The following is a 25,037-nucleotide window of genomic DNA, read 5'->3' as shown; positions in this document are numbered from 1 at the left end:
CCACGCCGTTCCCCGCGCCCCCTGGGGACGCTGCGACCGGCGTGACGGGTGGGGTCACCCCCTCCCCGGGCGCCCGCTCAGGCGCTCGTCACCAACCCCAGCTCCGCGGGGTCGGCCAGGTGCTCGGAGTGCGGCAGCACGCGGACGGTGTAGCCGAACGCGCCGGTGCGCTCGAGCGGCAGCGTCGCGGTGAACCAGTGCCGCGAGCCCTCGGTGTGCTCGTGGCGCATCGGGACCGTGGTCACCTCGTGCAGGCCGTCGGCGTCGTCGACCCGGCCGTAGGCCGCCTGCACCTCGACGTCGGCCGGGGTGAGGTGCGGCAGCTCCACCTCCGCGCGCAGCGCCAGGGTGGAGCCGATCTCCGGGGTGTCGCCGGCGCCGGTGGCCTCCACGTGCGCGACCCGCACGCCCGACCAGTTCTCCAGCAGGTGCGCCCGCCAGTGCGCCTCGTCGCGCGCCGGCCCGTACCCGCCGTCGGCCATCGACCGCGCCGAGCCGACCGCCGGCACGTACAGCTGCTCGACGTAGTCGCGCACCATCCGGGTGGCCAGCACCTTCGGGCCGGTCTCGCGCAGCGTGTGCCGCACCATCTCGACCCAGCGGGTCGGGATGCCGTCCCGGTCGGTCTCGTAGAACCGCGGCAGCACCTGGGTGGAGAGCAGGTCGTAGATCGCGTGTGCCTCGACGTCGTCGCGGCGGTCGGGGTCGCTGACGCCGTCGGCGGTCGGGATCGCCCAGCCGTTCTGGCCGTCGAACCACTCGTCCCACCAGCCGTCGCGGATGGAGAGGTTGAGCCCGCCGTTGAGCGCGGCCTTCATGCCCGAGGTGCCGCAGGCCTCCAGCGGCCGCAGCGGGTTGTTCAGCCAGACGTCGCAGCCCCAGTAGAGGTAGCGCGCCATCCCGATGTCGTAGCCGGGGAGGAAGGCGATGCGGTGCCGGATCGCGGGGTCGTCGGCGAACTTCACCATCTGCTGGATCAGCTGCTTGCCGCCGTCGTCGGCCGGGTGGCTCTTGCCGGCGATGACCAGCTGGACCGGCCGGTCGGGGTCGAGCAGCAGCGCCCGCAGCCGCTCGGGGTCGCGCAGCATGAGGGTCAGCCGCTTGTAGGACGGCACCCGGCGGGCGAAGCCGATGGTGAGGACGTCGGGGTCGAAGGCGGTGTCGGTCCAGCCGACCTCGGCCTCGGCCGCGCCGCGCGAGCGCGCCGTCTCGCGCAGCCGGCGGCGCACCTCCTCGACCAGGCGGCCGCGCAGCATCCGGCGGGTGTTCCACAGCTCCAGCGCCGGGATGCGGTCGACGCCGTCGAAGGACGCCGGGCCGGTGCCCTCGAACGGGTCGCCGTCGCTGGAGGTCTGGGTGCCCAGCTCCACCAGCTCGCGGGCGGTCCAGGTGGGCGCGTGCACGCCGTTGGTGATCGAGCTGATCGGGACGTCGCCCTGGTCGAAGCCGGGCCACAGGTCGCTGAACATCGACCGGCTGACGTGCCCGTGCAGCTGGCTCACGCCGTTGGCGCGCTGGCCCAGCCGCAGGCCCATGTGCGCCATGTTGAACTTGGTCTGGTCGTCCTCGGCACCCAGCGGGATGAGGTGCTCGAGCGGGACGCCGAACCCGGCGAAGTAGCGCTCGATGAGCGCCCGCGGGAAGCGGTCGATGCCGGCCGGGACCGGCGTGTGCGTGGTGAACACCGTGCCGGCGCGGACCGCCTGCAGCGCCTCGGCGAAGGTCAGCCCGTGCGACTCGGTGAGTTCGCGGATCCGCTCGACGCCCTGGAAGCCGGCGTGGCCCTCGTTGGCGTGGAACACCTCCGGCTGCGGGGTGCCGGTGAGCTGGCAGTACGCCCGCAGCGCCCGGACGCCGCCGATGCCGAGCAGCATCTCCTGGCGCAGCCGGTGGTCCTCGTCGCCGCCGTAGAGCCGGTCGGTGACCCCGCGCTCGGCGGGGGCGTTCTCCTCGATGTCGCTGTCGAGCAGCAGCAGCGACACCCGGCCCACCTGCGCCCGCCACACGTGCGCGTACAGGGTGCGGCCCTCGGGCAGCGGCACGCTGATGACCACGGCCGACCCGTCGGCCTGGCGCAGCAGCTTGACCGGCAGCCCGTGCGGGTCCAGCGCCGGGTAGTGCTCGAGCTGCCAGCCGTCGCCGGACAGCCCCTGCTCGAAGTAGCCGGCCCGGTAGAGCAGCCCGACGCCGATCAGCGGGACGCCGAGGTCGGAGGCGGCCTTGAGGTGGTCGCCGGCGAGGATGCCCAGGCCGCCGGAGTACTGCGGCAGCACCTCGGTGATGCCGAACTCGGCGGAGAAGTAGGCGATGCTGCGCGGCGCGTCGGGCCCCAGCGACTGGTACCAGTGCGGCGAGGACAGGTAGTCCTCGAGGTCGTCGACGACGTCCTGCAGCCGGCGCAGGAACCGGCGGTCGTTCGACAGGGTGGCCAGCCGGGCGGCCGACACCTCGCCGAGGACCGTCACCGGGTCGTTGCCGCAGGTGCGCCACAGCTCCGGGTCCAGGGCCTCGAAGAGGTCCCTGGTCTCGGCGTGCCACGACCAGCGGAGGTTCATCACCAGCTGGGACAGCGGGGTGAGGGCCTCGGGGAGGGCCGCCCGGACGGTGAACCGACGCAGTGCTCGCACGCGGAGAGACTAGTCAGCGGGAGGACCTCGCCGCGCCCCGCGACGCGCACGCCCGCCGCGGGCCCCGCGCCGCGGCCGGCGATCGGCAGCCGAGGTGTGGCCGGTCCGGGACCTGGATAGCGTTGACGGGATGACTCGCCGCGCTGACCTCCGCCTCGGCATCACCGATGTCGCCCCCGTCGTGTCCTGCGGGTCGTTCTCGGCTCGCGCCGTGGTCGGCGAGCACCTGCCGGTCACCGCCACCGTGTTCCGCGAGGGCCACGACGCCGTCGCGGCCGACGTCGTCTGGACCGCTCCCGACGGCACCCGCGGGCCGTTCACCCGGATGCGCCGCTTCGGCGAGGAGCCCGACCGCTGGCTGAGCACCGTCGTGCCCGACCGCGAGGGGCGCTGGACCTTCCGCGTCGAGGCGTGGAGCGATCCCCTGGCCACCTGGCACCACGCCGTCGAGGTGAAGATCGAGGCCGGTCAGGGCGCCGGGGAGCTGGCCAACGACCTCGAGGAGGGCGCCCGGCTGCTCGACCGGGTGGCCGCGGACGCCGACGCGGAGTGGCGCGACCGGCTGACCGCGGCCGCCGAGGCGCTGCGCGACGGGTCCCGCACGCTGCACGACCGGGTGGCGCCCGCGCTGTCCACGGCCCTGCAGCGGTACCTCGACGAGCACCCGGTGCGCGAGCTGGTCACGCCGACGCCGGAGTACGAGGTCTGGGTCGACCGCCCCCGCGCGCTCTACGGCTCCTGGTACGAGTTCTTCCCTCGCTCCGAGGGCCCGGTCGTCGGCGGCGTCCCGACGCACGGGACGTTCCAGACCGCGGCCGACCGGCTGCCGGCGGTGGCCGACATGGGCTTCGACGTCGTCTACCTGCCGCCGGTGCACCCGATCGGCACCGTCAACCGCAAGGGCCCGAACACCGCCCAGTACCCGGGCGGCAACCCGAACGAGATCGGGCCCGACGACGTCGGCTCGCCGTGGGCGATCGGCAGCGCCGAGGGCGGCCACGACGCCGTCCACCCGCAGCTCGGGACGATGGAGGACTTCCGCGCCTTCGTGGCGCGCACCCGGGAGCTGGGCATGGAGGTGGCGCTGGACCTCGCGCTGCAGGCGGCCCCCGACCACCCGTGGGTCGAGGAGCACCCCGAGTGGTTCACCACCAAGCCCGACGGGACGATCGCCTACGCGGAGAACCCGCCGAAGAAGTACCAGGACATCTACCCGATCAACTTCGACAACGACCCCGAGGGCCTCTACGCCGAGGTGCTGCGGGTGGTGCGCGTCTGGATGGACGCCGGGGTCCGGGTCTTCCGCGTCGACAACCCGCACACCAAGCCGCTGGACTTCTGGCACTGGCTCATCTGGACGGTGAAGGAGACCGACCCCGACGTGCTCTTCCTCGCCGAGGCCTTCACGCGGCCGGCGATGATGCACCAGCTCGCGCGGATCGGGTTCACCCAGTCCTACACGTACTTCACCTGGCGGACCGCGCGCGAGGAGATCGAGGAGTACGGCCGCGAGCTGGCCACCAGCGCGCACTACATGCGGCCGAACTTCTTCGTGAACACCCCGGACATCCTGCACGCGAGCCTGCAGTACGGCGGGCCGCCGATGTTCAAGATCCGCGCGGTGCTCGCCGCGATGATGAGCCCGACCTGGGGCGTCTACTCCGGGTACGAGCTGTACGAGCACGTGGCGGTGAAGCCGGGCAGCGAGGAGTACCTCGACAGCGAGAAGTACCGGCTGCGCCCGCGCGACTGGGCCGCTGCCGAGGCGGCCGGCCGCAGCCTCGCGCCCTACCTGCGCCGGCTCAACGAGGTCCGCCGGCAGCACCCGGCGCTGCAGCAGCTGCGGACGCTGCGCTTCCACCGGGTCGACAACCCGGAGCTGATCTGCTTCTCCAAGACCGACCCCGGCTCGCAGGACGCCGTCCTCGTCGTCTGCTCACTGGACGGCCAGAACCGGCAGATCGGGACGACCGCGCTGGACCTGCCCACGCTCGGGCTGGACTGGCACGAGCGGTTCGCCGTCACCGACGAGATCACCGGCGCCCGCTACGACTGGGGCCAGTTCAACTACGTCGAGCTCGACCCCTACTGGGAGCCCGCGCACGTGTTCTCGGTCCACCTGCCCCGGCCGGTGACCTGGCCGCCGTCGGTGCGCTAGTCCCCCTTCCCCACGTACCGACGACTCCCGAGGGCTCCCCGCACCGATGACGCTCCCCGTGCCCGACCCCCACGACAGGGGCTCCGCGCTCCCGGCGCGGGGCACCGACCCCCTGTGGTTCAAGCGCGCCGTCTTCTACGAGGTCCTGGTCCGCGGCTTCGCCGACAGCAACGCCGACGGCGTCGGTGACCTGCGCGGGATGATGGACAAGCTCGACTACCTGCAGTGGCTCGGCGTCGACTGCCTCTGGCTGCCGCCGTTCTTCGCCTCGCCGCTGCGCGACGGCGGCTACGACGTCAGCGACTACACCGCCGTCCTGCCGGAGTTCGGTGACATCCAGGACTTCAAGGAGTTCCTGGCCGCGGCCCACGACCGGGGCATCCGCGTGATCATCGACTTCGTCATGAACCACACCTCGGACCAGCACCCCTGGTTCCAGGCCAGCCGCAGCGACCCCGAGGGCCCCTACGGCGACTTCTACGTGTGGGCCGACGACGACACCGGCTACGCCGACGCGCGGATCATCTTCGTCGACACCGAGAGCTCGAACTGGACGTTCGACCCGGTGCGCAAGCAGTACTTCTGGCACCGCTTCTTCTCCCACCAGCCCGACCTCAACTTCGAGAACCCCCGGGTGCAGGAGGCGGTGGTCGACGCCCTGCGCTACTGGCTGGACCTGGGCGTCGACGGCTTCCGGCTCGACGCGGTGCCCTACCTGTTCGAGGAGGAGGGCACCAACGGCGAGAACCTCCCGCGCACCCACGAGTTCCTCAAGCACGTGCGCAAGGTGGTCGACGCCGACTACCCCGACCGCGTGCTGCTGTGCGAGGCCAACCAGTGGCCGGCCGACGTCGTCGAGTACTTCGGCGAGAACGGCGACGAGTGCCAGATGGCCTTCCACTTCCCGGTGATGCCACGCCTGTTCATGGCCGTCCGGCGGGAACAGCGGTTCCCCATCTCGGAGATCATGGCCCAGACGCCGGCGATCCCCGACACCTGCCAGTGGGGCATCTTCCTGCGCAACCACGACGAGCTGACCCTGGAGATGGTCACCGACGAGGAGCGCGACTACATGTGGGCGGAGTACGCCAAGGACCCCCGCATGAAGGCCAACATCGGCATCCGCCGGCGCCTGGCACCACTGCTGGAGAACGACCTCAACACCCTCGAGCTGTTCAACGCGCTGCTGCTGAGCCTGCCCGGCTCGCCGGTCCTCTACTACGGCGACGAGATCGGCATGGGCGACAACATCTGGCTGGGTGACCGCGACGGCGTCCGCACCCCGATGCAGTGGACGCCCGACCGCAACGGCGGCTTCTCCACCGCCGACCCGCAGCGGATGTACCTGCCGCTCAACCAGGACCCGGTCTACGGCTACCAGACCACCAACGTCGAGGCGCAGCTGCGCAACACCAACTCGATGCTGCAGTGGATCCGCCGGATGATCGCCGTCCGCAAGGAGCACCCGACCTTCGGCCTGGGCACCTACGAGGAGATCGGCTCGCGCAACCCCACCGTGCTGTCGTTCGTCCGCGAGTTCGGCGACGACGTCGTGCTGTGCGTCAACAACCTCTCCCGGTTCCCGCAGCCGGTGGAGCTGGACCTGCGCCGCTTCGAGGGCTACACGCCCGTCGAGCTGACCGGCCGGGTCGAGTTCCCGCAGATCGGCGTGCTGCCCTACATGCTCACCCTCGCCGGGCACGGCTTCTACTGGTTCGAGCTGTCCCGCCCGGTCGAGCCGGTCGAGGAGCCGGCCGGTCCGGACATCGCCGCCACCAGCCCGGTCGCCGACTCGCTGCTGGCCGCCGGCCTGGTCAGCGAGGCCGAGGAGATCCCCGGGGGCAGCGACACCAGGACGGGCGACGACGTCCCGCCGAGCACCGGAGGACCCGCATGAGCAAGGCCCTGAGCGACGTCCTGCGCGAGTGGATGCCGCAGCAACGCTGGTTCGGGGGCAAGGGCCGCGAGTGGGCCGACGTCTCCGAGGACGGCTTCTTCCTCTCCCGGTCCGAGCCGGTCGTGTCGGTGCACCGGGTCCGGGTGACCTACACCGACGGCGGCGGCGACACCTACCTCGTGCCGCTGTCGTGGCGGGCGCACCCCGACGAGGACCTCTCCTCGGCGTTCGTGGGCGCCGTCCCGGCCAAGGGCGCCGACGGCGAGGACCGGGAGAACTACTGCTACGACGCCCTGCGCGACCGCGACGCCACGCCGCCGTGGCTGGTGCACCTGGTGGCCGCCTCCACGGTGGGGCCGATGCACTTCCACCCGTCGGGGGTCGCGACCATCCCCGAGGGCGTGCCCGGCGACGTCGTCTCCACGGAGCAGAGCAACACCTCGCTGGTCTACGGCCAGGACGCCATCTTCAAGCTGTTCCGCCGGCTCGAGCCCGGGCTCAACCCCGACGTCGAGATCGGTGAGGCGCTGCGCCGCACCGAGAACCCGCACATCGCCCCGCTGCTCGGCTACGTCGAGATCGACGACGCCGACGGCGCGGAGCCGGCCACGGCGGCGATGCTGCAGACCTTCGTGCGGGGCGCCAGCGACGGCTGGCGGCTGGCCACGGCCAGCGTCCGCGACCTCTACGCCGAGGGCGACCTGCACGCCGACGAGGTGGGCGGCGACTTCGCCGCCGACAGCGAGCGGCTGGGCTCGGCGACCGCCTCGGTGCACGCCGACCTCGCGCGGGTGCTGGACACCGAGCCGGCCGACCGGGAGTGGTTCGCCGCGACCGCACGGGCCATGACCGGCCGGCTCGAGTCCGCGCTGGCCGTGGTCCCGCAGCTGGAGGAGCACCTCGCCGGCCTGCGCGCGGTCTACGCCGCGGTGGCCGACAGCCCCGAGGAGGTGGTGCGCCAGCGCGTGCACGGCGACTTCCACCTCGGTCAGGTGCTGCGCACGGCGACCGGCTGGGTGGTGCTCGACTTCGAGGGCGAGCCGGCCCGGCCGCTGGCCGAGCGGCGGCAGCTCGACAGCCCGCTGCGTGACGTCGCCGGGATGCTGCGCAGCTTCGACTACGCCGCACGGCACATGCTCGTGGAGCAGCCCGACGACTCCCAGCGCGCGTACCGGGCGCAGGAGTGGGCAGTGCGCAACCGCGGCGCCTTCTGCGCCGGCTACTCGGCGGCCAGCGGGATCGACCCGTGCGGGGGCTCCCCCCTCCTGCGGGCCTTCGAGGCGGACAAGGCGGTCTACGAGTGCGTCTACGAGGCGCGCAACCGGCCGAACTGGCTGATGATCCCGCTGCAGTCGCTCTCCCGGCTGGCCGCCGGGCCGGCTGAGCCCCGGTAGACGACGCAGCAGACGACGACGCAGACGACGACAGAGGACGGCAACGCGACCATGACGACGAGCGACCCGACAGCCGGCCCTGCCACGACCGCCTCCGAGACCCCCGACGCGCCGGCCTCCAAGGAGGAGCTGCAGCGGGTGGTCGAGGAGCGGGCCGCCCAGGCCGAGGCGGCCGAGGCCGAGCCGGTCGTGAACCCCACCCCGGCGAAGAAGCGCGCCCCGGCCAAGAAGGCCACCGCGACGAAGGCACCGGCGAAGAAGGCACCGGCGAAGAAGGCACCGGCGAAGAAGGCCGCCGGGGCGGCCGACGACGGCACCGCGGCTCCGGTCAAGGCCACCCGCAAGCGCACCCCGGCGAAACGGACCGTCGCCGACACGATCGCCGAGCCGACCGAGCAGGTGATCGCCGAGCAGGGCGGCGGCACGGCGACACCGGTCGTCGCGCCCGCGCCGATCGCGGAGCCGGGCTCCCCCTCGGGGGCGCCCGCGCCGCAGCCCGAGCCGCCGGACCCCGACCCGTCCGAGCCCTCGACCCCGCAGGCGCCCGGTGAGGACACGCAGACGCCGGCGGACGGTGCGGCCGGCACCCCCGCCCCGGTGCCCGGGACCGACGTCACTCCCCCGGAGGCGCCGTCGGCGTCGGCCGGCGAGGGCGGCCTGACCTCCGGTGCCGGTGGCGAGGGCGAGCACGACGGCACCGAGGAGGTCACCGAGGAGGACCTGCGCGCGATCGTCGACGGCTGGTCCCGCGATCCGCACCGCGTGCTCGGTGCGCACGCCTCCGGCGAGGGCTGGGTGGTGCGCACGCTGCGGCCCGACGCGACCGCCGTCGCCGTCGTCGACCAGGACGACGCCCGCTACGAGGCCCGGCAGCTGCACCCCGGCGGGATCTTCGAGGCCGCCCTGCCGACGCAGCCCGGTGACTACCGGATCGAGGTCACCTACGGGGAGGACACCTTCCTCGTCGACGACCCCTACCGGTGGATGCCGACGCTCGGCGAGCTCGACCAGTACCTCATCGGCGAGGGCCGGCACGAGCGGCTGTGGGAGGTGCTCGGCGCACACGTGCGGCGCTACGAGACCCCGCGCGGCACCGTCGAGGGCACCTCCTTCGCCGTCTGGGCGCCCAACGCCCAGGGCGTGAAGGTCACCGGCGACTTCGACTACTGGGAGGCCCGCGCCCACCCGCTGCGCCAGCTCGGCGCGATCGGCGTCTGGGAGATCTACGTCCCGGGGGTGCAGGCCGGCACCCACTACCGCTTCCACGTGCTCGGCGCCGACGGCGTCTGGCGGCAGAAGGCCGACCCGATGGCCTTCGCCACCGAGGTGCCGCCGGCCAACGCCTCCGTCGTCGTCGAGACCACCCACGAGTGGGGCGACGACGCCTGGCTGGCCGAGCGCGAGCGCGGCGCCTGGCACGAGCGGCCGATGAGCGTCTACGAGGTGCACCTCGGCTCGTGGCGACAGGGCCTGTCCTACCGCGAGCTCGCCGAGCAGCTCGTCGACTACGCCGTCGGAGCCGGGTTCACCCACCTGGAGCTGCTGCCGGTCGCCGAGCACCCGTTCGGCGGCTCGTGGGGGTACCAGGTCACCAGCTACTACGCGCCGACGTCGCGCTTCGGCAGCCCCGACGACTTCCGCTACCTGGTCGACCGCGCCCACCAGGCCGGCCTGGGCATCATCGTCGACTGGGTGCCGGCGCACTTCCCCAAGGACGACTGGGCGCTGGGCCGCTTCGACGGCACCGCGCTCTACGAGCACGCCGACCCCCGCCGGGGCGAGCAGCCGGACTGGGGCACGTTCGTCTTCAACTTCGGCCGCACCGAGGTGCGCAACTTCCTGGTGGCCAACGCCCTGTTCTGGGCCGAGGAGTTCCACGTCGACGGGCTGCGGGTCGACGCCGTCGCCTCGATGCTCTACCTCGACTACTCGCGCGAGGACGGCGAGTGGGTCCCCAACGTGCACGGCGGCCGGGAGAACCTCGAGGCGGTGGCCTTCCTCCAGGAGGTCAACGCGACCGTCTACCGCGAGGTGCCGGGCGTGGTGACCATCGCCGAGGAGTCGACCGCCTGGCCCGGCGTCACCCGGCCCACCTACCTCGGCGGCCTGGGCTTCGGCTTCAAGTGGAACATGGGCTGGATGCACGACTCGCTGGCCTACGTGGGCCGCTCGCCGGTGCACCGCAGCTACCACCACAACCAGCTGACGTTCTCGATGATGTACGCCTACTCCGAGAACTACGTGCTGCCGATCAGCCACGACGAGGTCGTCTACGGCAAGGGCTCGCTGCTGCGGAAGATGCCCGGTGACCGCTGGCAGCAGCTGGCCGGCGTCCGCGGCTACCTGGCCTACATGTGGGCGCACCCGGGCAAGCAGCTGCTGTTCATGGGCTCGGAGTTCGCCCAGGACGCCGAGTGGGCCGAGAGCCGCTCGCTGGACTGGTGGCACCTCGACGACCCCGCGCACCGCGGCGTGCTGGAGCTGGTCACCGACCTCAACGCGCGCTACCGGGAGACCGAGGCGCTGTGGTCGCTCGACGTCGACCCGGCCGGCTTCCAGTGGATCGACGCCAACGACGCCTCCGGGAACGTCGTCACCTTCCTGCGCTACGGCCGGCCGAAGGTCGCCGACGTCCCGACGCCGACCCAGGCCGCCGAGTCCGGCGCCGACACGGTGGTGGCCGAGGACGGCGGGCAGACGCCCGGGCAGGCGCTCGCCGTCGTCTGCAACTTCTCCGGCGCGCCGCACCACGGGTACCGGATCGGTCTGCCGCGCGGCGGCCGCTGGCGCGAGGTGCTCAACACCGACGCCGAGGGCTACGGCGGCTCCGGGGTCGGCAACTACGGCGGTGTCGACGCCGTCGAGGAGCCCTGGCACGGCCAGCCGTTCTCGGCCACCGTCTCCGCGCCTCCGCTGGGCACCCTCTGGCTGCTGCACGAGGGGTGACCGCCCGGGCCTGACGCCCCCGCGGCCGGGCCGCTCCCCACCGGGGGGTGGTCCGGCCGCTGCCGTGCGCGGACCTGTTCCGCACCCCCCTCTGCCCGTGCATCATGGCCCGGCTCCGCGCCGCCCCCGGCGCGCGGACCGGTCCCCGGCACCCCGGCAGAGAAGGAACCCCAGCTCCGATGAGGCATGGTCTGCGCCGCGCGATCGTCGCGGCAGCGGTGGGCAGCGTGCTGCTCACCGGTTGCTCGAGCACCGTCGTCGGCGCCGCCTCCCGCGGGGCGGGCGTGCCGGTCGACGTGGGCGCCGGCGAGTTCCCCGTCACCGGAGCCGCGGACACCGAGGCCGACCGGCTGGCGCGCAACGCCCTGGCCGACCTCGACACCTTCTGGAGCCAGGCCTACCCGGAGTACTTCGGCGAGCCGTACGAGCCGATCAGCGGCGGCTACTTCTCCGTCGACTCCACGGACGTCGACGAGTCCGCCTACCCGAGCACCGGCATCGGCTGCGCCCGGGCACCCGAGTCCCCCGACGGCGTGGCCAACAACGCGCACTACGACCCCAACTGCGACGTCGTCGCCTACGACCGGGCGCTGCTCGAGCAGCTCAGCGCGGAGAACGGGCCCTACCTCGGCCCGGCGGTCATGGCGCACGAGATCGGCCACGCGATGCAGGGCCGGTTCGGCTTCGCCGACTCGACGATCGTCGTCGAGACCCAGGCCGACTGCCTGGCCGGCGCCTTCACCCGCTGGGTCGTCGACGGCAACGCCGAGCACGTCGCCCTGCGCGTCTCCGAGCTCGACCAGGTGGTCCTCGGCTTCATCGGCCTGCGCGACCCCGTCGGCCTCGCGCCTGACGACGACCGCGCCCACGGCTCCGGCTTCGACCGGCTGTCGGGGTTCTACGCCGGCTTCGAGGGCGGCGTGGGCACCTGCCGCGACGACTTCGACGAGCAGCGGCTGTTCACCGCCACCGAGTTCACGACCCAGGCCGACTTCGACAACGAGGGCAACGCCCCGTACGGGGACATCTCCGGGCTGACCTCGCAGACGCTGCCGCTGTTCTACGACCAGGTCTTCCCGGGTCTGGGCGCGGAGTTCACCGAGCCGGCCGTCGAGGTCTTCGACGGGACCGCGCCCGACTGCGGCGACATGGGCGCCGAGGACCGCGACCTCGGCTACTGCGAGGCCGACGGCACCGTCTACGTCGACGAGGCCGATCTGCTCGCCCCCGCGTACGAGGGGATCGGCGACTTCGCCGTCGCCACCGCCGTCTCCCTGGCCTACGCCCAGGCGGCACGGGCGCAGCTCGGCCTGTCGATCGACGACGCGCCCGCCGTCAGCTCCGCGGTCTGCCTGACCGGCTGGTACGCGGGCCGGTTCTGGACCGGTGACTTCGCCGACGTCGGCACCCTGTCCCCCGGCGACGTCGACGAGGCGGCCGTCTTCCTGCTGACCTACGGCCAGGAGGAGGGCGTCTTCCCGAACACCGAGCTGTCCGGCTTCGAGATGGTCGACGCGTTCCGCGACGGCTTCCTGAACGGCGGCGCGGGCTGCGAGATCGGCCTCTGACCCCGGACGGCGCCCGCCCGCCGCGGGGCGGGCGCCGTCGGCGTTCACGCAGGCCGGTGACGGGTACGCAGCCTGCGATGGACACCCCTCCGCGCTCCCGGGGAGCACTCGCCGCGCTCTCGGCACTCGGCGTCCTGCTGACGTCGGCGTGCTCGTACGTCGTCATCGGGCAGCCCAGCTCGCAGGGCGCGCCGCCGTCGTCGGTCGACGACGGGACGCTGACCGTCGTGGGCGCGACCGACGGGCCGATCGACACCCTCGCGCGCAACGCGCTGGCCGACCTGGAGACGTTCTGGTCGGCCTCCTTCCCCGACGTCTTCGGGCAGGAGTTCCGGCCGCTGGCCGGCGGGTTCTTCAGCGTCGACCCGGACGACGTCGACCCGTCCGCCTACCCCGACGGCATCGGCTGCGGCACCGACCCCCGCGACCTGGAGAACAACGCCTTCTACTGCTCGCAGGCGGGCGTCCCGAACTCCGACTCGATCAGCTACGACCGCGCCTTCCTCGGCGAGCTGGCCGCCCGGTACGGCGAGGTGCTGCCCCAGCTGGTGATGGCGCACGAGTTCGGCCACGCGGTGCAGGGCCGCATCGGCTATCCGGAGACCTCGATCGCCACCGAGACCCAGGCCGACTGCCTGGCCGGCTCGTGGACGGCGTGGGCGGCCGACGGCAACGCCGAGTTCTCCTCCGTCGACCCCGCCGACCTCGACCAGCTGCTGCGCGGCTACTTCCTGCTGCGCGACCCGGTGGGTACCGGCTCCGGCGAGCAGCAGGCGCACGGCTCCTACTTCGACCGCGTCTCCGCCTTCCAGGAGGGCTTCGACGACGGCGCCGAGGCCTGCCGCGACCGCTACGGCCCCGACCGCGTCTTCACCCAGGGCGAGTTCACCTCCGACGCCGACTTCGCCAGCGGCGGCAACGCCCCCTTCGACGACACCCGGACGATCCTCGAGAACTCGCTCGAGGAGTTCTGGACCCGCGCCTTCGAGCAGGTGCTCGGCGGCACGTTCACCCCGCCGCAGCTCGAGGACACCAGCAGCCCGCCGGACTGCGCCCCGTCCGACGTCGCCCTGGTCTACTGCCCCGACGGCGGGGACGGCGGCGACGGGCTGGTCGCCTACGACGCCCGCTTCGCCCAGCAGGTCTACGACCTCGGCGACTACGCCGTCGTCACCGGCGTCGCCATCCCCTACGCGCTGTCGGCCCGCGACCAGCTCGAGCTGTCCACCGACGACACCGACGCGCTGCAGTCGGCGGTGTGCCTGACCGGCTGGTACTCCGCGCAGGTCTACAACGGCCAGCTGGAGTCGGTGACGATCTCCCCCGGCGACATCGACGAGAGCGTGCAGTTCCTGCTCGAGTACGGCAACGACCCCGACGTGCTGGCCGACACCGAGCTGACCGGCTTCCGCCTGGTGGACCTGTTCCGCGCCGGGTTCCTCAACGGCGCGGCCAGCTGCGACGTCGGGGTCTGAGGCCGCCCCGCCTCAGTAGAGCGCGAGCATGAGCTGGCGGCGGGCGGCGACGACGCGGGGGTCCGCGTCGCCGACGACGCCGAACAGCTCGACCAGGTGCCTGCGGGCCTGCTCGCGGTCCTCGCCGGCGGTGCGGCGGACGACGTCGACCAGTCGCGTGAAGGCGCCCTCGACGTCGCCGGTGCCGAGCAGGAAGTCGGCGGCGCGGGTCTGGGCGGCCACGTCGCCGGGAGCGGCGTCGGCAGCGGCCAGCGCGTCGGGGCCGGCAGCGTCGGCGCGGCGGAACAGCTGGACCTGGCGCAGCGCCAGGCCGGCGACCGGGTGGTCGGGCTCGGTCTCGAGGATCGTGGCGTAGGCGGCCTCGGCGGCCTCCAGGTCGCCGCGCTCCAGCGCCGCCTCGGCGGCGTCCAGGCGCGGGTCCTCGAGCCCGTCGTCCTCGCCCTCCTCGGCGCCGGGCACCGCGCCGCCGGTGGTGGCGCGGACCAGCTCGGTGACGAACTGGCGGGCCTGCTCCTCGGGGATGGCGCCGGTGAACTCGGCCACCAGCTGGCCCTGCCAGACGGCCTTGACCGCCGGGATGCCCTGCACCCGCAGCCCCTGGGCCAGCGCCGGGTTGGCGTCGACGTCGACCTTGGCCAGCACCCACGAGCCGCCGCCCTCCGCCGCCAGCCGCTCGAGCACCGGGGACAGCTGCTTGCACGGCCCGCACCACTCGGCCCACAGGTCGAGGACGACCGGCACCTGGAACGAGCGGTCGAGGACCTCGGTCTGGAAGGTGGCCTCGGTGACGTCGACGACGGCCGAGCCGGGCGCGCCCGCGGGGGTCGCGGCGCCCGCGCTCGGCGGCGGGGCGGCCTGGGCCCGCGCGGCGGCCTCGGAGCGCGCCTTGACGGCGGCGAGGTCGACCGCACCGGCCAGGGAGGCGGCCAGCTGCGCCTGCTGGGCCTGCGCGCGCGGGTCGGGGCGTCCGGGACGGGTGGGCTGCATGCCCCCATGATCCCACCGGCCGGCGGGAGCGGTGTCAGCCCTCGGCGGACGGGGCCGGGTCGATGCCGACGGTGCCGTCCGCGACGTCGCCGGCGCCGACGCGGACGCGCTTGAGGAGCTCGAACAGCGTCGCCCGCTCGGCCTCCGGCAGGTCGGCGAGACCGAACTCCAGCGCCATGAGCTGCTCGGTGGCGACGTCGACCACCGCGCGCCCGCGGTCGGTGATGCCGGCCAGGACACCGCGGCCGTCGGCGGGGTTGGGCCGGCGGTCGACGAACCCGGCCGCCACGAGCCGGTCGATGGCGTTGGTGACGCTGGTCGGGTGCACCATCAGCCGGCTGCCGATGACCTTGAGCGGCAGCTGCCCGGTGCGGCTGAAGGTCAGCAGCACGAGGACCTCGTAGCGGGCGAAGGTCAGCCCGTGCGGGCGCAGCACCTCGTCGAAGCGGGCGAGCAGGATCTGCTGCACGCGGAAGACCGACGTCGCCGCGCGCATCGCCGACGCGGGACCGAAGCGGTGCTCCCAGGTCTCCCCCGCGCGCTCGATCGGGTCGAACGGCAGCCCCAGCGCCCGGACCATGCGCCCGACGCTACCTGCCACCCACCCTGCGCCGGGTCCACGCACCGAGGGATCACCCGGTCGCGCCCTGTCGACCTGGTGTCGTCTCAGGTGCGCCGAGGCGACCGCAGGTCGACACCGGGCACGCCTGTGGACGGCGTCGGCGGGGCACGGCACCCCTCGGCCATCCTCCGGCGGTGCCCGTCCGACCCGTCCGTCCCGTCCGGCCGCGTGGGCGGGTGGTCCGCGGCTCGTCCCAGGTCGCCGCCGGCCGCCTCACCCGGGGACAGCTGCGCAGCGCTGCCTGGCAGCGCCTGTTCCGCGACGTCCACGCGTGCTCCTCGGTCGTGGTCACCCACGAGGTGTGCCGGGGCTGCGGCCCTGCTGCTCCTGCCGGGGGCAGTGGTCTCCGGCCGCAGCGCCGCCGTCCTCTGGGGCGTGGAAACGGCCGGACCGACCGGCGACGTCGGACTCACCCTGGCGGCAGGATCGTCGACGTCGACCGCACCCGGGGTCCGTGACCGCCGGTGGGCGCTGTCGCCGGACGAGGTCACCACCCGCCACGGCATCCCGGTGACCACCGCCGAGACGACCGCCGAGACGACCGCCGTCGACCTGGGCCGCACGCCCGGACCGGTCACGGAGTCGGTCGCCCTCGTCGATGCGCTGGTCGTGTGCGGCGCGGCTCGACCGGAGGACGTGCGGGCCGCCGCAGCAGGTCGCCGCGTACCCGCGCGCGGCTCAACCGCCTGACCGGGGCGGGCCGGCGGGTGGTCGTCGTGACCGCCGAGGACCTGCGGGAGTCCGACCGACTCCTCGCTCGCCTGGCCGCCGTCCTGGCCGCGGACGTGCCCGGTGTCGACCTGCGGTCGCCTCGGGGGCACCGAGACGACCGCAGGTCGACAACGGGCGACTCGAGCAGTCGGCAGCCTCAGGCGGCGGGGCGGAGGCGGGGCAGCTCGCGGACGCCGAACACGTCGCGCAGCGCCACGCGGGCGGCGTTGTCCCCGCAGGCGCCGTGCACGGCCGGCCCGGGCGGGGTGGCCGACGAGGCCAGGTAGACGCCCGGCACCGGGGTCCGGTAGGTGTTCCAGCGCGGCACCGGGCGGAAGAGCATCTGCCGCAGGGTCGCCTGGCCGTTGGAGATGTCCCCGCCGATGTAGGCCGGGTTCCAGGCCTCCATCTGGACGGCGTTCTTCGTGACCCGGTCGACGATCGTGTCCTGGAAGCCCGGGGCGAAGCGCTCGACCTGGTCCTCGATGGCCGCGGTCATGTCGACGTCGGAGCCGTGCGGCACGTGCACGTAGGCCCAGAAGACGTGCCCGCCGTCGGGCGCGCGGGTCGGGTCGGGCACGGTCGGCTGGACGGCGAGCACGTACGGGCGGTCGGTGATCCGGTTCTCGTTGGGCGCCCGCTCGCCGGCGAGGGTCTCCTCGAGCGTGCCGGCGATGTGCAGGGTCCCGGCCCGGCGGACCTCGGGGTTGGTCCACGGCACCGGCTCGGACAGGATCCAGTCGACCTTGAAGACGCCGGCGCCGTGCTCGTAGCGCCGCACCCACCGGCGGTAGCCCTCGTTGAGCCGGTCGCCGGCCATCGTCACGAACGCCTCGGGCGCCGTGTCCAGCAGGACCGCCGGCACGCCGTCGAACTCCCGCAGGTCGGTGACGTGGTGCCCGGTGACCACCTCGCCGCCCTGCTGCTCCAGGGCGGTGACCATCGCGTCGGCGAGGTTCTGCGACCCGCCCTCGATCAGCGGCCAGCCGACGTGGTGGCCGAGCATGGTGAGGAGCATCCCGAGCGCGGAGGTGAGCGGCCGGCTCAGGTCGAGCATGCCGTGCGCGGCGGCTCCGGCCAGCATCGCCTGGGCACCCTCGGTCTCGAAGTAGCGGTGTGCCAGCCAGCGCACGTTGGGCAGCCCGTTGAGCCCGAACTGCACGACCTGCGGCACGCTGCGGGTCGGCGGCCGGCGCAGCGCGGACATGAGGAAGAAGTCGATGACGTCCTGCCCGTGCTCGACCAGCGGCTCGAACAGGCGGCGGTAGGCGGCCCCGTCCGGGCCGAGGGCGGCCGCCGTCTCCTCCAGCGAGAGGTACTGCACGGCGGCGCGCCCGCCGTCGAGCGGGTGCGCGAAGTTGACCTCCGGCTGCACCAGGCGCACGCCACGGCTGGCCAGGTCGAACTCGCGGAAGAACGGCGACGCCGCGGCCATCGGCTGCACGATCGAGCAGACGTCGTGGCGGTACCCCGGCCGCATGAGCTCCTCGGTGCGCATGCCGCCGCCCGGCTTCCCGGCCGACTCGACCACCTGCACGCGCAGCCCGGCGGCCGACAGCCGGAGAGCGGCCGCCAGACCGTTCGGTCCGGCTCCGACGACGACGGCGTCCGGCTTGCCGTTCACTGCCCTGACCCGTTCACGCCGCCAGTCTCCCCGCAGGAGGTCGGAGGTGCGCGGTCACAGGGAGGCGAGGAGACGGTCCGCCGCGCGGTAGGGGTCGGTCTCCCCCGCCACCACCTCGTCGGCCAGCGCCGCCAGCGCGGCCGACCCGCGCACCTCGCCCATGCGCGCGCGCAGCCCGGCCAGCGCGATCGCCTCGATCTCGCGCGCGGCCCGCTCGGCGCGGCGGCGGGTGCCCTCGCCCGACTCCGCGAGCCAGTGGCGGTGCTCCTCGATCCGCTGCAGCACGCGGTCGACGCCCTCGCCGCGGGACGCCACCGTCCGGCAGATGGGCGGCTGCCACACGCCGGACCCGGTGTGCCGCCCGCCCAGCGACTGCATGTAGCGCAGGTCGCGCACGGTGGAGTCGGCGCCGTCGCGGTCGGCCTTGTTGACGACGAAGACGTCGGCGACCTCGAGGATCCCGGCCTTCGCGGCCTGGATGCCGTCGCCCATCCCCGGCGCCACGAGCACCAGCGTGGTGTCGGCCAGCGAGGCGACCTCCAGCTCCGACTGCCCGACGCCGACGGTCTCCACCAGCACGACGTCGCAGCCGGCCGCGTCGAGCACGCGCAGCGCCTGCGGGGTCGCCCAGGCCAGACCGCCGAGGTGCCCGCGGGAGGCCATGGAGCGGATGTAGACCCCCGGGTCCCCGGCGTGGTCCTGCATCCGCACCCGGTCGCCGAGCAGCGCCCCGCCGGAGAACGGCGAGGACGGGTCCACGGCGAGCACGCCGACGCGCTTCCCGGCGGCCCGCAGCGCGCGCACCAGCGCCGTCGTCGTCGTGGACTTGCCCACGCCCGGCGACCCGGTCAACCCCAGCACCTGGGCGTGCCCGGTGTGCGGGGCCAGTGCCGCGGCCACCTCGCGCAGCACCGGGCTGGCGTCCTCCACCAGCGAGATCAGCCGGGCCACGGCGCGGGCCTCGCCGTCGCGGGCCCGGGCGACCAGGTCGGGGACGTCGACAGCACGCCGGCCCCGCCGCCCGCGGGGGGCGACGGGGCCGGGCGTCGGTACCGCCGTCCCCTGGGGGGACGGCGTCACGCGGGAGCGGGGACGTGCAGGATCAGCGCGTCGCCCTGGCCGCCGCCGCCGCACAGCGCGGCGGCACCGACCCCGCCGCCGCGGCGGCGCAGCTCCAGCGCGACGTCCAGCACGACGCGGGCGCCGCTCATGCCGATCGGGTGGCCCAGCGCGATCGCGCCGCCGTTGGGGTTGACCTTCTCCGGGTCGATGCCGAGCTCGCGCGTCGAGACGAGGGCGACGGCGGCGAAGGCCTCGTTGAACTCGACGAGGTCGAGCTCCTTCGGGTCGATGCCCTCCCGCTCGCACGCCCGCTGGACCGCGCGCGACGGCTGGCTCTGCAGGGTCGCGTCCGGTCCGGCCACGACGCCGTGCGCGCCGATCTCGGCGATCGGGGTGATGCCCAGCTCGGCGGCCTTCTCGGCACTCATCACCACGACCGCGCACGCGCCGTCGGAGATCTGCGAGGCGGTACCGGCGGTGATGGTGCCGTCCTTGGCGAAGGCCGGCTTCAGCCTCGCCAGCGTCTCGACCGTGGTGTCGGCGCGCACGCCCTCGTCCTCGCGGAACTCGATCGGGTCGCCCTTGCGCTGCGGGATGAGCACCGGGGTGATCGCCTCCTCGAAGATGCCGTTCTTCCCGGCGCGGGCGGCCTTCTGGTGGCTCTCCGCGGCGAAGGCGTCCTGCTCCTCACGGGTGAGGTCGTAGCGGCTGTTCGCGCGCTCGGTCAGCTCCCCCATGGCGACCTGGTCGAAGGTGTCCGACAGCCCGTCGTGCGCCATGGCGTCGACGAGCCTCGCGTCGCCGTACTTCGTGCCGGTGCGGGAGCTGGGCAGCAGGTGCGGGGCCTGGGTCATCGACTCCTGACCGCCGGCGACGACGACGTCGAACTCACCGGCGCGGATGAGCTGGTCGGCCATGGCGATGGCGCTCAGGCCGGAGAGGCAGACCTTGTTCACGGTGATCGCCGGCACCGTCATCGGGATGCCGGCGGCCACGGCCGCGGGGCGGGCGGGGTTCTGGCCGGCGCCCGCCTGGAGCACCTGCCCCATGATCACGTACTCGACCTGGTCGCCGGAGATGCCCGCGCGCTCGAGCGCCGCCTTGATCGCGACGCCGCCGAGGTCGGCGGCGGAGAAGTCCTTGAGCGAGCCGAGGAGCCGGCCCATGGGGGTCCGGGCGCCGCCGACGATGACCGAGCGGGACATGCTGCCTCCAGGAGCGCGTCGCCGACGCCGGCGACCCGCGGGTCGGGCCGCACCCGCTGCGGTGCACGGGCCACGGCGACAGGGCTTCGGGTCAGGATAGATCGGTTCTCCAACCGGGTCGACGTCGACGGGTTCGGTTGCGCACCACCGGGTAGGGCGCCAATGACATCGTCTCCGAGCCCTTGGAGGACCCGTGCCCCGCCTGACCGTCGGTTCCGAGAACGGACAGCCCGTCGAGCTCCACTACGAGGACCACGGCGCCGGCCGGCCGGTCGTCCTCATCCACGGCTGGCCGCTGTCCGGCCGCAGCTGGGAGGCCCAGGTCGGCCCGCTGGTGCAGGCCGGCTTCCGCGTGGTCACCTACGACCGCCGCGGCTTCGGGGACTCCTCCCAGCCGTGGAGCGGCTACGACTACGACACCCTCGCCGCCGACCTCGACGCGCTGCTCACCGGCCTGGACCTGACCGACGTCGCGCTCGTCGGCTTCTCCATGGGGGGCGGCGAGGTCGTCCGCCACCTCGCCCGCCACGGCACCGCCCGGGTCAGCCGCGCGGTGCTCGCCGCCGCCGTCCCGCCGTACCTCTACAAGAGCGACGACAACCCCGACGGCGGCCTCGACGACGCCACGATCGAGCAGTTCCGGACCGGCGTGCTCACCGACCGGCTGGCCTTCCTCGACGGCTTCACCAAGGACTTCTTCACCCCCGGCGGCTCGAGCCTGCTGAGGAGCCCGGCGGTGAGCGAGCCGCAGCGGCAGTACGCGCTGCAGATCGCCGCCTCCGCCTCGCCCAAGGGCACGCTGGACTGCATTCCCGCCTTCGGCCGCACCGACTTCCGGGCCGACGTCGCCGCGGTGACCGTGCCGACCCTCGTCATCCACGGCGACAGCGACGCGATCGTCCCGTTCGAGGTCAGCGGCAGGCGCTCGCACGAGGCCATCGCCGGCAGCGAGCTGGTCGTCATCGAGGGCGGCCCGCACGGCGTCAACGCCTCGCACGCCGAGGAGTTCAACCGCGCGCTGATCGGCTTCCTCGGCCGCTGAGCGCACGTCCCGGAGGGCCCGCCGCGCACCTGCGGCGGGCCCTCCGTCGTGTGAGAACCACCACCTGCAGGAGTCGTCTCAGACGTCTTGCGTCACCATGGTCCGATGACCGCCGACGCCACGGGTCTGCCCGCCGAGCTGTTCACGACGATCGACCACGTGGGCATCGCCGTCCCCGACCTGGACGAGGCGATCGCCTTCTACGCCCGGGCCTTCGGCGTGCGGTCGGTGCACGAGGAGACGAACGAGGAGCAGGGCGTCCGGGAGGCGATGCTCGCCGTCGGCTCCGGGGACACCCGCATCCAGCTGCTCGCGCCGCTGACGCCGGAGTCCACGATCGCCAAGTTCATCGGCCGCTCGGGCCCGGGCCTGCAGCAGCTGGCCTTCCGCGTCGACGACGTCGAGGCCGTGAGCGCCACCCTCCGCGAGCGCGGCCTGCGGCTGCTCTACGACACCCCGAAGCGCGGGACCTCCGGCAGCCGGGTCAACTTCGTGCACCCCAAGGACGCCGGCGGCGTCCTCGTCGAGCTCGTCGAGCCCGCCCGCGCCGCGCACTGACCGGCCGGGGCCGCGCACCCGGACCACTGCGACACCCGCCGGTTACCGCTCGGTAACCTGCGCCCGCACCGCCCTCCGCCCTCCGAGCCGACGAAGACCCGGGAGTGACACGTGGACGAGATCAGGGACGCCATCCTCGCCGACCAGCTGGCCGACATCGGCGGGCTGCCGGTACCGGAGTCCTACCGGGCCGTCCTCGTCCGCAAGGACGAGCAGGACATGTTCGCCGGCATGCCGGCCAAGGAGAAGGACCCGCGCAAGTCCCTCCACGTGGAGGAGGTGCCCACCCCCGAGCTCGGTCCGGGCGAGGCGATCGTGGCCGTGATGGCGTCGTCGGTGAACTACAACACCGTCTGGACGTCGATCTTCGAGCCGGTGAGCACCTTCGGGTTCCTCGAGCGCTACGGCCGCCAGAACGACCTCACCAAGCGGCACGACCTGCCCTACCACGTGGTGGGCTCCGACCTGGCCGGCGTCGTGCTGACGGTCGGCCCGGGCGTGAACCGGTGGAAGCCCGGCGACGAGGTCGTGGCGCACTGCCTGTCGGTGGAGCTGGAGGACCCGGCCGGCCACGACGACACGATGATGGACCCGCAGCAGCGGATCTGGGGCTTCGAGACCAACTTCGGCGGCCTGGCCGAGCTCGCACTGGTCAAGAGCAACCAGCTCATGCCCAAGCCCGCCCACCTGTCCTGGGAGGAGGCCGCTTGCCCGGGGCTGGTCAACTCCACCGCCTACCGGCAGCTGGTGTCCCGCAACGGCGCGGGCATGAAGCAGGGCGACGTCGTGCTGATCTGGGGCGCCTCGGGCGGCCTGGGCTCCTACGCCACCCAGATGGCGCTCAACGGCGGCGCCATCCCCGTCTGCGTGGTCTCCAGCCCGGAGAAGGCCGCGATCGTCCGCTCGATGGGTGCGGAGCTGGTCATCGACCGCTCCGCCGAGGGCTACCGGTTCTGGAAGGACGAGGACACCCAGGACCCCAGGGAGTGGCAGCGGCTGGGCAAGAAGATCCGCGAGCTCACCGGCGGCGACGACGTCGACATCGTCTTCGAGCACCCCGGCCGGGAGACCTTCGGCGCGAGCGTCTACGTCGCCAAGAAGGGCGGGGTGATCGTCACCTGCGCCTCCACCAGCGGCTACATGCACTCCTACGACAACCGCTACCTGTGGATGAACCTCAAGCGGATCGTCGGGTCGCACTTCGCCAACTACAAGGAGGCGTGGGAGGCCAACCGGCTCATCGACAAGGGCCTGATCCACCCCACCCTGTCCAAGACCTACGCGATGGACGAGGTGGGGCAGGCCGCCTACGACGTCCACCACAACCTGCACCAGGGCAAGGTCGGCGTGCTGACCCTCTCCCCGCAGGAGGGCCTCGGCGTCAAGGACACCGAGAAGCGCGAGAAGCACCTCTCCGCGATCAACCGGTTCCGCGGCGTGTAGTGCGCGACCCCGGCCCGGGCGGACCGGGCCGGGGCCGTGCCATGCTCCCTGCTCGGGCGCCCCCCGCGGGGCGTCCGGGCACCCCGGGGGGGACCGCCTCGTCGCACGGACGGGGCGCGGTCCGGGGACCCGTCCGACACGCTGACGACCCTCCCCCGACTCTGCGAGGATGACCGCATGACCGATCCCCGCCGCGACCTGCTGCCGATGCGCGAGGCCCAGCACTCGTTCGACGTGGTGCTGCGGGGTTACGACCGCCACCAGGTGGCCGAGACCATCGAGCGGCTCGAGGCCGACATCCGGGTCGCCCTCGCCGACCGCGACGCCGCCGCCGGCCGCGTCAGCGACCTCGCCGGCCAGCTCTCGGCCATGCACGCGGAGATCGACCAGTTGCGCCGCAAGGCCGCCAACCAGGGCCCGGCCACGTTCGAGAACATGAGCGAGCGCATCTCGCACATGCTGCGGCTGGCCGAGGAGGAGGCCGCCGAGATCCGCGCGACCGCCGAGCAGGAGGCCCGGGCGCTGCGCGAGCAGACCGCCGCCGAGGAGCGCTCGATGCTCGAGCGGCACGCGGCCGGCCAGGCCGAGGTGGAGCGGATGCTCGCCGAGGCCCGCCAGAACGCCGAGCAGATCGCCAGCAAGGCGCAGATCCGCGCCGACGAGCTGGTGTCCAAGGCGCAGGAGAAGGTCGCCCGGCTCGACGCCGAGTCGCAGGCCCGCCGCGCCAAGATCGAGGAGGACTTCGAGATCGCGCAGCGCGCCCGCCGCGCCGAGGCCGCCCGCATCGAGGAGGAGCGCGACCAGCAGTCGGTGCGGGCCGCACAGGAGCGCGTCGCCGCGGCCCAGGCGCACGCGGCCGCCGTCGTCGGTGAGGCCGAGGCCTCCGCCGCCGCCGTCCGCCGGGTGCGCGACGAGCTCACCGCCCGCCTCACCGAGGCCCGTCGCGTGCTGTCCGCACTGCCCGAGCTGGCCGACCGCCCGCAGCCGCCGTCCCAGCAGCCGCAGCAGGGCACGCGCCCGGCCGCCGCGCCGCAGCAGCCGGCCGCTCCCGCTCCGAGCCCCCAGGACCAGCCCGCGGCCCGACGCGAGGCCCAGGGCCCGCAGACGGTGGTGCAGCCGGCGGTCGGCCGCCCCGCCGGGGAGCCGCCGACGCTGGTGCAGCCCGCCGTCGGGCCGCAGACGGGGATGCAGCGCGCGGTCGGTCCGCAGACCGGCGGGCAGGCGCTGCCGCCGCGGCCGACCCCGCACGGCCGTCCCGCCGGGACCCCCGCGGGTGGGGCCGCCGCCGGTGAGGCCGCGGCCGCCCGGCAGCCCACCCGGCCGCAGTCGCCGCCGACCCAGCCTGCGGTGCCGCAGCAGGCGGCGCAGGGCTCCGCGCCGTCGCGGCCCGCGGATCCCTCCCCCACCGAGACGCAGCAGATCCGGCCGGTGCACGACGCGGGCCAGGAGCAGGGCCGGCACGCCGGTGGGTCCTCGCGCCTGCCGCAGCCGTCGGAGGGCGCTCCGGAGGCCGACGGCCCGCCGACCGCCGTGCAGCGCGCCGTCGGGGCCGGACACCCCACCGACACCGGCGGCCAGGCCGCCGTCCCCGGGCACCGCTGACCTCCTGCTCCCCCGTCCTGCCCGCGCGCCGCGCACCACGGCGCGGTAGGTAGGACACGTGCCAGACGCCGCCGGACCGGACGCCGCCGGTCCGGCCGCGCGGGTCGTCCCTGGGC

Annotated in this window: 17 protein-coding genes; 11 read left to right on the top strand and 6 right to left on the bottom strand. The window is 73.9% G+C overall.

What is annotated here, in order from left to right:
• Nucleotides 1-77: 77 nt before the first annotated feature.
• Entirely contained in the window at nucleotides 78-2,627 is a 2,550-nt protein-coding gene (glgP, locus tag HLV61_RS06850) for an alpha-glucan family phosphorylase (RefSeq protein ID WP_369253641.1), read from the bottom strand.
• A gap of 130 nt (nucleotides 2,628-2,757) precedes the next feature.
• Here glgP and HLV61_RS06845 point away from each other — a divergent pair, with 130 nt between their 5' ends.
• The 6 genes from HLV61_RS06845 (at nucleotide 2,758) to HLV61_RS06820 (ending at nucleotide 14,065) form a co-directional block, all read left to right on the top strand.
• The gene (locus HLV61_RS06845) at nucleotides 2,758-4,785 is read left to right on the top strand and encodes an alpha-1,4-glucan--maltose-1-phosphate maltosyltransferase (RefSeq protein WP_369253640.1); all 2,028 of its coding nucleotides are present in this window, start codon (nucleotides 2,758-2,760) and stop codon (nucleotides 4,783-4,785) included.
• Between the two features lie 58 nt (nucleotides 4,786-4,843).
• Nucleotides 4,844-6,682 carry a maltose alpha-D-glucosyltransferase gene (gene treS, locus HLV61_RS06840; RefSeq protein WP_369253639.1) on the top strand — a complete coding sequence of 613 codons (1,839 nt, stop codon included), beginning with the start codon at nucleotides 4,844-4,846 and terminating at the stop codon, nucleotides 6,680-6,682.
• The gene (locus tag HLV61_RS06835) at nucleotides 6,679-8,076 is read left to right on the top strand and encodes a maltokinase N-terminal cap-like domain-containing protein (RefSeq protein ID WP_369253638.1); all 1,398 of its coding nucleotides are present in this window, start codon (nucleotides 6,679-6,681) and stop codon (nucleotides 8,074-8,076) included. The genes treS and HLV61_RS06835 overlap by 4 nt, the downstream gene beginning before the upstream one ends.
• 51 nt (nucleotides 8,077-8,127) lie before the next feature.
• Nucleotides 8,128-11,022: a 1,4-alpha-glucan branching protein GlgB gene (gene glgB, locus HLV61_RS06830; protein WP_369253637.1), complete on the top strand. Its 2,895-nt coding sequence runs from the start codon at nucleotides 8,128-8,130 to the stop codon at nucleotides 11,020-11,022.
• 179 nt (nucleotides 11,023-11,201) lie between these two features.
• Nucleotides 11,202-12,590, top strand: a complete 1,389-nt coding sequence (locus HLV61_RS06825; protein ID WP_369253636.1) for a hypothetical protein — start codon at nucleotides 11,202-11,204, stop codon at nucleotides 12,588-12,590.
• 77 nt (nucleotides 12,591-12,667) lie between these two features.
• The gene (locus HLV61_RS06820; RefSeq protein WP_369253635.1) at nucleotides 12,668-14,065 is read left to right on the top strand and encodes a hypothetical protein; all 1,398 of its coding nucleotides are present in this window, start codon (nucleotides 12,668-12,670) and stop codon (nucleotides 14,063-14,065) included.
• Nucleotides 14,066-14,077: 12 nt separating this feature from the next.
• Here the strand turns inward: HLV61_RS06820 and HLV61_RS06815 are convergent, their stop codons facing one another.
• Entirely contained in the window at nucleotides 14,078-15,052 is a 975-nt protein-coding gene (locus HLV61_RS06815) for a tetratricopeptide repeat protein (protein ID WP_369253634.1), read from the bottom strand.
• Nucleotides 15,053-15,086: 34 nt separating this feature from the next.
• On the bottom strand, nucleotides 15,087-15,632 hold the full coding sequence (locus HLV61_RS06810; RefSeq protein ID WP_369253633.1) for a MarR family winged helix-turn-helix transcriptional regulator: 546 nt from the start codon (nucleotides 15,630-15,632) through the stop codon (nucleotides 15,087-15,089).
• Between the two features lie 417 nt (nucleotides 15,633-16,049).
• On the opposite strand from HLV61_RS06810, the gene HLV61_RS06805 reads away from it, so the two are divergent.
• A complete protein-coding gene (locus HLV61_RS06805) occupies nucleotides 16,050-16,364 on the top strand; it encodes a hypothetical protein (RefSeq protein ID WP_369253632.1) in 315 nt (104 codons plus the stop codon).
• A 178-nt stretch (nucleotides 16,365-16,542) separates the two neighbouring features.
• Here HLV61_RS06805 and HLV61_RS06800 read toward each other — a convergent pair whose 3' ends face one another.
• The 3 genes from HLV61_RS06800 to HLV61_RS06790 are packed head-to-tail and all read right to left on the bottom strand — an operon-like array spanning nucleotide 16,543 to nucleotide 20,276.
• Entirely contained in the window at nucleotides 16,543-18,009 is a 1,467-nt protein-coding gene (locus HLV61_RS06800; protein WP_369253631.1) for a phytoene desaturase family protein, read from the bottom strand.
• 54 nt (nucleotides 18,010-18,063) lie between these two features.
• The gene (gene meaB / locus HLV61_RS06795) at nucleotides 18,064-19,089 is read right to left on the bottom strand and encodes a methylmalonyl Co-A mutase-associated GTPase MeaB (RefSeq protein ID WP_369253630.1); all 1,026 of its coding nucleotides are present in this window, start codon (nucleotides 19,087-19,089) and stop codon (nucleotides 18,064-18,066) included.
• A complete protein-coding gene (locus tag HLV61_RS06790; RefSeq protein ID WP_369253629.1) occupies nucleotides 19,086-20,276 on the bottom strand; it encodes an acetyl-CoA C-acetyltransferase in 1,191 nt (396 codons plus the stop codon). Before HLV61_RS06790 ends, meaB begins: the two co-directional genes overlap by 4 nt.
• Nucleotides 20,277-20,469: 193 nt before the next feature.
• Here HLV61_RS06790 and HLV61_RS06785 point away from each other — a divergent pair, with 193 nt between their 5' ends.
• The 4 genes from HLV61_RS06785 (at nucleotide 20,470) to HLV61_RS06770 (ending at nucleotide 24,921) form a co-directional block, all read left to right on the top strand.
• Nucleotides 20,470-21,318: an alpha/beta fold hydrolase gene (locus tag HLV61_RS06785; protein WP_369253628.1), complete on the top strand. Its 849-nt coding sequence runs from the start codon at nucleotides 20,470-20,472 to the stop codon at nucleotides 21,316-21,318.
• A gap of 105 nt (nucleotides 21,319-21,423) precedes the next feature.
• Entirely contained in the window at nucleotides 21,424-21,876 is a 453-nt protein-coding gene (gene mce / locus HLV61_RS06780; RefSeq protein ID WP_369253627.1) for a methylmalonyl-CoA epimerase, read from the top strand.
• Nucleotides 21,877-21,987: 111 nt separating this feature from the next.
• Entirely contained in the window at nucleotides 21,988-23,319 is a 1,332-nt protein-coding gene (gene ccrA / locus HLV61_RS06775) for a crotonyl-CoA carboxylase/reductase (RefSeq protein WP_369253626.1), read from the top strand.
• 177 nt (nucleotides 23,320-23,496) lie between these two features.
• Nucleotides 23,497-24,921 carry a hypothetical protein gene (locus tag HLV61_RS06770; protein WP_369253625.1) on the top strand — a complete coding sequence of 475 codons (1,425 nt, stop codon included), beginning with the start codon at nucleotides 23,497-23,499 and terminating at the stop codon, nucleotides 24,919-24,921.
• Nucleotides 24,922-25,037: the final 116 nt, after the last annotated feature.

It is taken from the genome of Geodermatophilus amargosae (genome assembly GCF_041028265.1).
Classification (GTDB): domain Bacteria; phylum Actinomycetota; class Actinomycetes; order Mycobacteriales; family Geodermatophilaceae; genus Geodermatophilus; species Geodermatophilus amargosae_A.
This window is presented reverse-complemented; position numbering and strand designations above follow the sequence as displayed.

What these genes read in the sequence shown, in the direction of transcription:
- HLV61_RS06815 (WP_369253634.1), bottom strand. Translation starts at nt 15,052, where the DNA reads ATGCAGCCCACCCGTCCCGGACGCCCCGACCCGCGCGCGCAGGCCCAG.
- glgB (WP_369253637.1), top strand. Translation starts at nt 8,128, where the DNA reads ATGACGACGAGCGACCCGACAGCCGGCCCTGCCACGACCGCCTCCGAG.
- HLV61_RS06820 (WP_369253635.1), top strand. Translation starts at nt 12,668, where the DNA reads ATGGACACCCCTCCGCGCTCCCGGGGAGCACTCGCCGCGCTCTCGGCA.
- HLV61_RS06810 (WP_369253633.1), bottom strand. Translation starts at nt 15,632, where the DNA reads ATGGTCCGGGCGCTGGGGCTGCCGTTCGACCCGATCGAGCGCGCGGGG.
- mce (WP_369253627.1), top strand. Translation starts at nt 21,424, where the DNA reads ATGACCGCCGACGCCACGGGTCTGCCCGCCGAGCTGTTCACGACGATC.
- HLV61_RS06845 (WP_369253640.1), top strand. Translation starts at nt 2,758, where the DNA reads ATGACTCGCCGCGCTGACCTCCGCCTCGGCATCACCGATGTCGCCCCC.
- HLV61_RS06790 (WP_369253629.1), bottom strand. Translation starts at nt 20,276, where the DNA reads ATGTCCCGCTCGGTCATCGTCGGCGGCGCCCGGACCCCCATGGGCCGG.
- HLV61_RS06825 (WP_369253636.1), top strand. Translation starts at nt 11,202, where the DNA reads ATGAGGCATGGTCTGCGCCGCGCGATCGTCGCGGCAGCGGTGGGCAGC.
- HLV61_RS06770 (WP_369253625.1), top strand. Translation starts at nt 23,497, where the DNA reads ATGACCGATCCCCGCCGCGACCTGCTGCCGATGCGCGAGGCCCAGCAC.
- HLV61_RS06835 (WP_369253638.1), top strand. Translation starts at nt 6,679, where the DNA reads ATGAGCAAGGCCCTGAGCGACGTCCTGCGCGAGTGGATGCCGCAGCAA.